This window comes from Gemmatimonadota bacterium (assembly GCA_026705765.1).
Classification (GTDB): domain Bacteria; phylum Latescibacterota; class UBA2968; order UBA2968; family UBA2968; genus VXRD01.
In genome coordinates, this window is the sequence record JAPPAB010000087.1 from 1 (window position 1) to 9,738 (window position 9,738).

Annotated in this window: 10 protein-coding genes; 4 read left to right on the top strand and 6 right to left on the bottom strand. The window is 51.9% G+C overall.

The window, feature by feature from the left end:
• The 4 genes from OXH16_11460 to OXH16_11475 all read right to left on the bottom strand — a co-directional run.
• A partial coding sequence (locus OXH16_11460) for a sulfatase-like hydrolase/transferase (protein MCY3682007.1) occupies nucleotides 1-379 on the bottom strand: 379 nt, incomplete at its 3' end.
• Between the two features lie 9 nt (nucleotides 380-388).
• A complete protein-coding gene (locus OXH16_11465; GenBank protein ID MCY3682008.1) occupies nucleotides 389-598 on the bottom strand; it encodes a type II toxin-antitoxin system HicB family antitoxin in 210 nt (69 codons plus the stop codon).
• Nucleotides 599-648: 50 nt separating this feature from the next.
• Nucleotides 649-2,046: a sulfatase-like hydrolase/transferase gene (locus tag OXH16_11470; GenBank protein ID MCY3682009.1), complete on the bottom strand. Its 1,398-nt coding sequence runs from the start codon at nucleotides 2,044-2,046 to the stop codon at nucleotides 649-651.
• An 88-nt stretch (nucleotides 2,047-2,134) separates the two neighbouring features.
• On the bottom strand, nucleotides 2,135-2,305 hold the full coding sequence (locus tag OXH16_11475; GenBank protein ID MCY3682010.1) for a hypothetical protein: 171 nt from the start codon (nucleotides 2,303-2,305) through the stop codon (nucleotides 2,135-2,137).
• Nucleotides 2,306-2,439: 134 nt separating this feature from the next.
• On the opposite strand from OXH16_11475, the gene OXH16_11480 reads away from it, so the two are divergent.
• Both OXH16_11480 and OXH16_11485 read left to right on the top strand, forming a co-directional pair.
• The gene (locus tag OXH16_11480; GenBank protein ID MCY3682011.1) at nucleotides 2,440-3,219 is read left to right on the top strand and encodes an alpha/beta fold hydrolase; all 780 of its coding nucleotides are present in this window, start codon (nucleotides 2,440-2,442) and stop codon (nucleotides 3,217-3,219) included.
• Between the two features lie 44 nt (nucleotides 3,220-3,263).
• Nucleotides 3,264-4,796: a hypothetical protein gene (locus tag OXH16_11485; protein MCY3682012.1), complete on the top strand. Its 1,533-nt coding sequence runs from the start codon at nucleotides 3,264-3,266 to the stop codon at nucleotides 4,794-4,796.
• Nucleotides 4,797-4,864: 68 nt separating this feature from the next.
• Here OXH16_11485 and OXH16_11490 read toward each other — a convergent pair whose 3' ends face one another.
• Both OXH16_11490 and OXH16_11495 read right to left on the bottom strand, forming a co-directional pair.
• On the bottom strand, nucleotides 4,865-5,914 hold the full coding sequence (locus tag OXH16_11490) for a Gfo/Idh/MocA family oxidoreductase (protein ID MCY3682013.1): 1,050 nt from the start codon (nucleotides 5,912-5,914) through the stop codon (nucleotides 4,865-4,867).
• Between the two features lie 21 nt (nucleotides 5,915-5,935).
• Nucleotides 5,936-7,168 carry a dicarboxylate/amino acid:cation symporter gene (locus tag OXH16_11495; protein ID MCY3682014.1) on the bottom strand — a complete coding sequence of 411 codons (1,233 nt, stop codon included), beginning with the start codon at nucleotides 7,166-7,168 and terminating at the stop codon, nucleotides 5,936-5,938.
• A 254-nt stretch (nucleotides 7,169-7,422) separates the two neighbouring features.
• Between OXH16_11495 and OXH16_11500 the strand changes: the two genes are divergently transcribed.
• Entirely contained in the window at nucleotides 7,423-7,959 is a 537-nt protein-coding gene (locus OXH16_11500; protein MCY3682015.1) for a TlpA disulfide reductase family protein, read from the top strand.
• The gene (locus OXH16_11505; GenBank protein MCY3682016.1) at nucleotides 7,946-9,481 is read left to right on the top strand and encodes a DUF6029 family protein; all 1,536 of its coding nucleotides are present in this window, start codon (nucleotides 7,946-7,948) and stop codon (nucleotides 9,479-9,481) included. Before OXH16_11500 ends, OXH16_11505 begins: the two co-directional genes overlap by 14 nt.
• Nucleotides 9,482-9,738: the final 257 nt, after the last annotated feature.

A 9,738-nucleotide genomic window follows, 5' to 3' on the forward strand; every position in this document is an offset into this window, starting at 1 on the left:
CCAGCGCCTTATTCGTAGGATTTTCCACAACGACGCGCTCGTGAAAACCACCGGGAATATCGCGCGGCGTCAGATGCATCTTGCCAATATTCACGCAATAGTAGCCCGCATCCGATAAATCCTGCACCCAGTTGCGGTGATTTGCCCAGTGATCAAAACTATAAACGCCCGTCGTATGCGGGTACATACCCGTAAAAATCGCCGCCCGCGATGCCACGCACGTCGCACCGGGACAATACGCCTGCCAAAACGACACGCTCTCACGCGCGAGCCGATCCAGCGTGGGCGTAACCATATAATCGTATCCCCAGGCACGGATGGTATCAAAACGTTGCTGATCGGTAATAATAAAAATGATATGGGGCCTGCTCTGAAACATAATCTCTCCTCAAGCGATAACCGGAAGCGGATGTCCCATCCTCAAGCCGAGAATGATCCAACCTTCGAGCACGGATTGCAATTCCTCGCGACACATTTCTAAGGTAGTTGCATTCGCATACACACCTTGAAAGCCTTCAATTTCTCCATAGAACGTTTGATCATCAAGGATCTCGTATTTCGCGTTTTTCATAGCGGATTGGATATATGTAGTTAGCATAGAACCCTCACTTGATCATCGTAATACTCACCCTCAAACATTGCGCCTCCTCATGTCCCCAACGCAAAATGCGCCCCTGACAAAACCTGTGAAGAAGCCACGCGATCGAGAATCCGCAGGCGCAATTGATTCTCAACCTCGGCCATCTCGGGCAAACCCGCGAGATTATTCACCTCATCGGGATCTTCTTCCACATTGAAAAGCAAATAGGGCTGTCCCTCGCGATTCAGCACAATCTTCCATTCGCGATTCAACAACATAATTTCCCCGCCGTATTCCGATATCGCTTCTGTGCGATGTTCTCGCGTTGGATCTTCAAGAACGGGACAGGCCGATTTGGCAAACTGCCTGAAATTCAGTTCACCGCTTGCTAGCTCGACCAGCGTCGGTCCCACATCAAACCACTCAATCGGACTATCACACACAGCCCCAGCAACATCGCTACTCGCCGTCTCAGGCGTGCGAATCAGCAGGGGAACCCGCACCGCGCCATTTAAGAGATTGCTCTTATAGATAAAACCGTAATCCCCATTCATCTCTCCGTGATCCGACATCAGCACAACAACCGTATTATCCATCTCGCCGCGCTGTTCAATCACATCAAAAATCTCGCCAATCTGATCGTCGATCAACGTGACATTGCCCGCGTAATTTGCGCGCAACAATTTCTCTTCTCCCGGTTCAAACGGTATCTTTTGCTTGGCGTCCAACAAACCCTGCGGGCGCTCGCGATCATCATCTGGCGCCGCAACCGGATCGGGCATATCATCCGGATTATACCGGCTATAATGGGGTTCCGGCGTATCCCACGGTTCGTGTGGCCCGCCAAAACTCACCCAGCAAAACCAGGGCTGATCGCGGTCATATCCCGCCAGATATTTCTTCGCCTGCTGCCCCACATACACATCCGCATAATCCTCAAAAGGCAATGTCGATGGCCGCGTCACCCAGGGTTTATTGCTAAAACGCTCATCAAAATCTGCCTTATACGCATCCCACAACCCCTTCTCTTCCCACATCGCCGTCATGTACGACAAACATCGCGCGCTCGCCCTTGGTCCGCCAATCTCATCCACATCATCAAGCCCATAACTGTGCATCAAATGCTCGCGATCTCTCAAATCGCCCCCGTGTGGATGTAAATGCGTCTTGCCAAACAGACTCGTGCGATACCCCGCATCGCGCACCGCCTGCATCCACGTTGGACAATCTGGCGATAGTGTGTGGTTCTGATTATCCCACACCCCCGTATTGTGCGGATAGTGTCCGGTAGCCAGACTCAACCGCGTTGGAATACACACCGGCGAATTGGTCACACAATTTGAAAACCGCACACCCTCTGCCGCAATGCGGTCCATATTGGGCGTCTCCAGCCAATCGCTCACACAACCCAGTGCATCCCATCGCTGCTGATCAGTTATAATCATCAAAATATTCGGTTTGCCCATTCATTGTCCTTTCGAAAGGTATTTTTAAAAGGATTACAGGAACTATTTTGCCCAATATAAACGCCCATTCTGAAATTGGCAACTGTTCTCAAGGAGCCGTATCAGTATCTCGATCCGCCTGCTTTAACAGCAAAATAATCTGATCTAATCGCTTCATAAATCCATAGAGAAAGGCAAAAATCGTACACCACAATCCCACGATAAAAAGCCCACCGGTAATCGCCATCAGAATCAAATCATAGCGCGTAAATTCTGGCATCTTTCCTCCTTGAAATAGAATATGCCCGCTTGCTCGCTTGCTATTATAGTTCAATTGCCTTATGTTCCCATTATTTCGAGGAACAAACATATATTTACAATAGTCAAAAATAAAATAGCTCAAAGGATAATCTCATGCGCCAATACCTGTGGATCGCAATATTTTTAATCGGATGTGGCGGCAGCACCACTGCGCCGACGCCTACTGAATCCGGCCTCACTGCCCAGCACGCGAGCCTGGAACCCGTACAATTTCAAACACCGGACGGCTTTCTGTTATTTGGCACGCTCTTTTCTTCTCCCAATCACCCCGCGCCTCGCCCTGCGGTCATCCTGCTCCATCCATTTAATGCAAACCACTTTCAGTGGGCGGACTTTGTTCCCGAACTCGTTGCCGAGCGAGGCTATCTGGCACTCGCCTTTGACCTACGCGGACATGGCAACAGCATCTTTCGCAATGGGCAAACAGTCACAATCCAGAACTTCACCATTGACGACCTCAACCAGATGCCGCTCGATGTCGTCGCTGCAATTGCATTTCTCAAAACCCGTGCAGAAGCAGACCCCAATCGCATCGGCGTCATCGGTACAGACATCGGTGCCAACATCGCCTTTGTGAGCGCGGGCCTGTATCCCGATATCAAAGCAACCGTATCCGTTTCGCCCGACTTTCGCGAAAACCAGGCTCAGGAAATTCTCATCGGCACCAATATTCCCGGTTTTGCACCCCGCAACATCCTCTATCTCGCAGCTTTTGGCGATGGATATGCCTACACCTCATCCCAAACCATGTCTGAATTGACCCGGGGAGTAACTGCCGTGATCGGCTATCAGGGGACGGGACATGGACTCGATTTACTCGCCCAGGGCAACGCGTGGACAACCGCCCTGGACTGGCTCGACAAAAATCTTTGAACCGATGTATGAAAGCGCGTCATTTCTTCACACGGGAGGCAGTCATGCGACCTTCAAGATGGCTATCGATCTTACTGATTGGCACAGCACTATGCGCCTTAGACCTGTCAGATATTTACGCACAGCGCGGTGGCGGTGGACGCGGCGGCGGTGGACGCGGAGGTGGCGGTGGTGGACGCGCAGATTTGAGCCCCCAGCAACGCAGACAATTCGCAGAATACCCCTGGGATGCCCAAAAACTCCTCGAAGCCAACGCACAGATTATCAGCCAAATACCGGCACCCATACGGATGTACATACTCGACCAGGCTAAAAAATGGGACGATCTGTTTCCCGTTCGCCACCAACAACTCGAACTCTTTTTTCGCAAACTCCCCAACACCGACCGCAGAGAATTTAACGCAGTATTCGGCGATATTTTGCGCGAATTTCAGGCACTTCAGGGCGGCAGACAGGGACGCCAGGGACAGGGAGCGCGCGGTGGTGGACAGGAGCGCCAGGGACAAGGCGTGCGCGGTGGTGGCGGTGGACGCCGAGGGCAACAAGGAGCACGCGGTGGGGGGCAGGGACGCCAGGGACAGGGAGCACGCGGTGGTGGCGGTGGACGCGGAGGTCCCAGCCTGAATATCAGCGACTTTACACCTGCTCAATACGCCATGATCGAGCGCGCCTTCCAATCTTTTGTCCTATCAGACCAGGGCTTGTCCAAAGGCGTGGTCATCATTGCGATCACCGGATCGGGATCGGGATCGAATATTCCCGCCTATCTGACGTACAGAGGGGCATTATTTAACAATATTGACTACGGCAAAAATTCGCGCGAATGGATGACCACCGTTCAAACGGCTTCACCCAATGCAATCAAAGGCAAAAATCTCAAAGTTCCTTCGCTATTTGAACACCACAACAAAGCCATCGAGGACAAAACCCATACGCGCACACTGGCTTTCTATCAGTCCGGCGAAAAAGAAATCCCCCCCATAGTTAGCAAAACCAAGGGCTATGGTACCAGATACAGCCCGTCTGCCGTCAACGCACCCAGCCTTGAAAAAATAGCAGGCATTATAGAAGAACAACTCGGCACAGCCATAAAACAGGGCAAATCGCAGCGATATATCGACCGCATGGTCAAACCCAAGCTGACCCCCGAAGCACTCAAACTCAAAAAAATCATCAAAGATGAGGCATTTGGTCGGCTGGTATCCGGCATATTGATGGACAGCGAAGAAAGCCGCAAACTCGGCAGCGCGTTCATCACCCAGATCGCGCAAAAAGCCATGGATGCCGCACTCCCCGATATCGTCTTCATCGAAATGAAAGCCGGCGATGTCTCTGTCCAGACCATCTCCCAATTTCACGACACAATGAGCGCTATGGCGCGCTATGGCAGCAACGTGACATTCGCGCTATTCGATGAACCTGCCGGTCAGGCCCTCATCGTCAGTCCCAAAATCATTGGCGGTCAATCCTTCGACGGGCAAAGCCTCGAAAACATATCTGCCACCCTTGCCAGAGCGAGCAGTCTCATGCTCGATGGGGCAGCCGGAACACCTGTTGCTGAGGTGCGAATGCGTTAAAATCGGATCAGTATAGGGGCGAACACACAGTTCGCCCCTTATTTTTTACCCGATATAGCCCCCTCTATTCACACCGCCACCGCCTGCCTGAGCCTGACCGACTCAACCTCCACAAAACACAGACGCAGTGCATCAGCGGCACTCTCTCCAGAAATTTCTCTGGCAACCTCCCCGCTTTCCACAGCATCAACCGCTGCTTGAATCTCATTGGTAAATGCCACCACGGGATCGGCATCGCCCAAATCAGGTACTCGCACCTCACCATCATCCGTCAGCAAAGTCACGGGCATCGTCACAACCGGCTTGCCACCCAGAGTCGAAAACTCGAAAAGCACCGTAGCCCGATCCATATAAACCTCAAACCCGTGTGTAAATGCCCTCCCCTGCTGAGAAATAGCACCCGAAGCACACGTCACGCACAAATCTGGCCGGCTATCGTATTGATAACTCGTCGAAATATATTCCACATACCGATCTTGCACCAGCCTGCCCGAAGACACCACCCGGTCTGGCCGACCGAGCAGCACCAGAATATAATGCGTATCGTGAATATGCAAATCGACGCCCGGTCCCCCGCTCTTTTCCATATTGCCGAAGGCAGTCGTCCAGTTAGGCTGCGAAATAACGCGCTTAAAATGCGCGCCGAGCACATTGCCGTATTCCCCGCCATCCACCACCTGCTTGAGATAGGCAAACTCCGGGAAAAAGGGCAAAACCTGTGCCACCATCATCAACCTCCCCGTCTCTTCGGAAACTCGCACCATGCGGTCGGCATCCTCCAGACTCAGCGCAATGGGCTTTTCGACCAGCACATGCTTGCCCGCGCGCATCGCAGCAATCGCAACCTCGCAGTGTTGCGACGTCGGCAAACAGATATCGACCAGATCAATAGAATCGTCCGATAGCAAATCATCAATCTTCTCATACGTGCGAATACCCGAAAGATCTTCCATCCCGCCCGGCTCTCCAAAATTGCCTCCCAAACCTCGCCAATCTCCCGCCCGCTTTTTGGGACTGCGCGTGCATATCGCAGCCACCTTACCTCCACGCACATTCCGAATCCCCCGATAATGCGTCATACCCATAAATCCCAATCCGATAATACCTATCGAAACCATAACAACCTCCAAAAATAAGTGTCAGTGTTTTGCCACGGGCGTGTTTTCGCCCTGATAACGGGCTATCAGGGCAGTGCCACACGAATCGCTCCAGACATTGACAGTGGTGCGACACATATCCAGAATGCGATCCACAGCCAGAATCAGGCCAATCCCCTCCAGAGGCAGACCCACAGAGGATAGAACAATAGAAAGCATAACCAGCCCCGTCATAGGAATACCAGCCGCGCCGATAGAAGCCAACAAAGCAGTAAGAACGACCAGAAATTGCTGGATAAATCCCAGCTCAACCCCATAGGCCTGAGCAATAAAAAGGGCGGCAACACACTCGAACAGGGCTGTACCGTCCATATTAATAGTAGCTCCTAACGGCGCAACAAAACTGGTGGTGCGGTTGGAAACGCCAGCGCGTTGTTCCAGCGATTCAATGGTAATGGGCAAAGTCGCCGAAGAAGAACTGGTAGAAAAAGCAGTGAGAAGAGCCGGGCTCATGGCGCGAAGGAGAGCCAGAGGCGATATGCCACCCACAAAATAGAGCACGAGCGGCAGAATAATCGCCGCGTGGACGACCAGACCAGCAAAGACAGTGAGGGCGTACAACCCCAAATCGGCAAAAATCGACAGACCGGTAGTACCAACGACTTTGGCGACCAGGGCAAAAATGCCGATGGGTGCCAGACGAATAATAAAATGGGTTATTTGCATCATAGCTTCAAAAGCCGCTTGGAAAAAACCGCGCAGACGCTCCTGGTACGAATCGGACAAGCGAATGATGGCAAATCCGAGAAGGAAGCAAAAAACGATCAAGGGCAAAATCTGACCTTCTGCCATGGCCTTGAATACATTATCCGGCACCATATCCAACAATAGCCGCTCAAGAGCGGCTTTGGGACCGTCACCAAATTGAGCTATGGAATGGGCCAATTGTTCAGGAGGCGCTTGCAAATGCAACTGCGCCCCCTTGCCTGGACTTATGGCATTGACCAATACCAGGCCAGTGATAATGGACAACAGACTGGTGCCCAAATAGTAGGTAAAAGTCTGACCACTCAGACGGCCAAAGTGACCGACCTGACCTATCCCGACGACCCCGGAAACAATGGAAGTGACGATCAAGGGGACAATGATCATTTTAAGCCCCTTGAGAAAAAGGATCCCTAAGAAGGCAAAGTGGAGAACGGATTCACCTAACAGCACGCCACTTATTGCGCCGAGGATCAACGCGATGAGGATTTGTACATGGAGCGAACGCATGTTTATTCTCTCTCGGAATTTTGCAGTATTCTCTGATCTGATATGTGAAATAAAATAACTCTACTGTCAGCCTTTACACCATTGTTTTTTCACCCTCTTTATCATATTTTATATTAGTTGTCCGCCTTATAACAACAGGCGGGAACACAGGCATCGCCCCTACGTATAACATATAAAGCCCGGATACTTTACAGTGAACTGGTCTGAACTGCGACCAGTTGTACACCGTTCCACACTTTCCAAGAGGTCATCCCATGAAAAAACTACTCGCATTATCGCTCTGCCTTCTCATGGCATCATCTGCTCGTGCAACCGAAGCCCCTGATTTCAACCTGCCGGGCCTCAGTGGCGAGCGGGTACAATTAACTACCCTCCTCGAAAAAGGTCCTGTTTTACTCGACTTCTGGGCCACATGGTGCAAACCCTGCATCAAAGCAATGCCCAAGCTCGAAGAAATCCACGCCAAATACGCCGACAGAGGACTCACCGTTCTCGGCGTAAACGAAGATGGACCCCGTGGTCAAAACCGCATTCGCCCATTTTTGCGAGGGCGCAACATCACATTCCCAATCGCCATCGACGCCGATGGATCGGTTATGCAACGCCTGCAAGTCCGCGCGCTCCCCACCACAATTCTCATTGCTCCAGATAGGGAAATTGTATTGCGAGAGGCCGGTTTATCCGATGGGAAAGCCATCATCGACGCATTAGAGATCCTATTACCCGAAAAGGAAGCATCAGAAAAAAAAGAAGCATCAGAAAAAAAGGAAACCCCAGATGAAAGCAAGTAGCCTGCTCCTCGTCCTGCTCTTCACCGTCCCCATTTCTGCACAAATTACCGTCACTGGATTGACAGAAATGCAACGTGGTGAAATACCTGGATCTGACTCCACAGCCATCTCTACCGCCTACAACCAGTTGAATCTCGACTTTACACAAAAGGGCTTGCAGGTCGGTTTAAGAGCAGAAGTCTATAACACCTGGGGCGCGGACCGCGAAACCTATCAAATCACGCAGAAATACGCACGGTGGAACCAGGGTGCTGCGAATGTGGAAATCGGCAATTACTACGCAATTCTCGGGCGGGGCCTCACACTTCGCGCATTTGAACTGCCCGGCGTCGTGCTCGAAAGCCCCATTTATCGCCTGCGCTATGCCCCGGCTCAGGACCTCGAAGGCGCAATGGCCTCATGGACTGGCAATCGCGTAGAGACCAGAGCGCTCATCGGTCGATCAGCACTCAGCGATATTCCCCCAGGTGCCAAAACCGGCACCCCGCCACGCGGTATTTCCCGTCGCGGAGATTGGGTCACAGGCGGCGAACTCGCCGTCAGACTCTCCTCCAATCTCAAAATTGGCAGCACGGGCGTTTACATCACACCCAAAGATTCTCTCATCGACAAAAACTGGGCCTGGTCTGGTTTTGCCGATCTCGACCTATCTAATATCCTGCAAAAAGCCGGTCTATACGGCAGCTTCTACGGCGAATACGCGCAACGCGAAGGCGAATACGCGCGGCGCGAAGGCGAGAAAAAAGGAACTGCTCTCTACTTATCGGGCAATGTGGGCTGGAACAATCTGGGGTTGAGTGTCGAATACAAAAATTACGACAACATGCATCTCCACTTCAATGATCCCCCATCGCTCATCCGCGAACACACCGCTTCTTTGCTCAACCGAAACACACATGTACTGCTACTCGCCAGCGAAAAAGGCTATCAAATCGAAGGCACTTATACACCACTGAGCCTGGGCAATTTCACGGTCAATATCAGTCACGCACGCAATGATCTGGCGCCAACTGTACAGACCTTTTTTAAAGAAAGACATTTCTCTTTTGATCTATACAAATTTGACAACCTGACCGCCACCTTCTTTTACAACTGGGGCAAAGACGACATCGAAAGCATCGACAGCCACCGCACGGGCGGCGCGATTTTTGAAACCTCAACCGACCAGGGTCATACCCTCGGCCTCGACCTCCAATATCAACGCGCTGTCCATTTTGAAAATGACCCTTACTACTCCAATACTTATGGCGCGCTCTCCGCACAACACGCACGCGGTTTTGGCGCAGCCCTTGTCGTCGATCACACAACCGACCCTTTTGAAGTTGACCGGCCAGAAACTTTCGACATCGAAACGGGCAGCCGCACCTTCGTATCTCTCAACCTCAATGCGCGGTTTGGCACGCATTACGACGCCGTCCTCTTTGTGGGCGAACGGCGGGGAGGCACCGCCTGCACATCGGGGACCTGCTATCTGGTACTCCCCTTCAAAGGCGTGGAAATGCGCCTCAATACCTACTTTTAGTCACAAGCGTATAAATCGGCTGTAAATCCACAGCCGATTTTTTTATATTTACCAGAGAAACTTCAGGCGCTATTCGCGCGTCCAAACACTTGCAAAATGGAACTCGGCATGTCTCTGGACATTCTACATCGCGTTGAAGCCTATATCCAACAAGAATGCCTCCTCACGCCAGGTGATGGGGTGGTCGTAGCCCTGTCCGGTGTTCCTGACTCCGTCACCTTATTCGATCTGCTCCACCGCCTCAAAGCAAAATGGGA

Excerpts from the sequence above, each read along its gene's own strand:
- OXH16_11480 (MCY3682011.1), top strand. The coding sequence starts at position 2,440 with ATGCGCCAATACCTGTGGATCGCAATATTTTTAATCGGATGTGGCGGC.
- OXH16_11475 (MCY3682010.1), bottom strand. The coding sequence starts at position 2,305 with ATGCCAGAATTTACGCGCTATGATTTGATTCTGATGGCGATTACCGGT.
- OXH16_11485 (MCY3682012.1), top strand. The coding sequence starts at position 3,264 with ATGCGACCTTCAAGATGGCTATCGATCTTACTGATTGGCACAGCACTA.
- OXH16_11495 (MCY3682014.1), bottom strand. The coding sequence starts at position 7,168 with ATGCGTTCGCTCCATGTACAAATCCTCATCGCGTTGATCCTCGGCGCA.
- OXH16_11490 (MCY3682013.1), bottom strand. The coding sequence starts at position 5,914 with ATGGTTTCGATAGGTATTATCGGATTGGGATTTATGGGTATGACGCAT.
- OXH16_11465 (MCY3682008.1), bottom strand. The coding sequence starts at position 598 with ATGCTAACTACATATATCCAATCCGCTATGAAAAACGCGAAATACGAG.
- OXH16_11500 (MCY3682015.1), top strand. The coding sequence starts at position 7,423 with ATGAAAAAACTACTCGCATTATCGCTCTGCCTTCTCATGGCATCATCT.
- OXH16_11505 (MCY3682016.1), top strand. The coding sequence starts at position 7,946 with ATGAAAGCAAGTAGCCTGCTCCTCGTCCTGCTCTTCACCGTCCCCATT.
- OXH16_11470 (MCY3682009.1), bottom strand. The coding sequence starts at position 2,046 with ATGGGCAAACCGAATATTTTGATGATTATAACTGATCAGCAGCGATGG.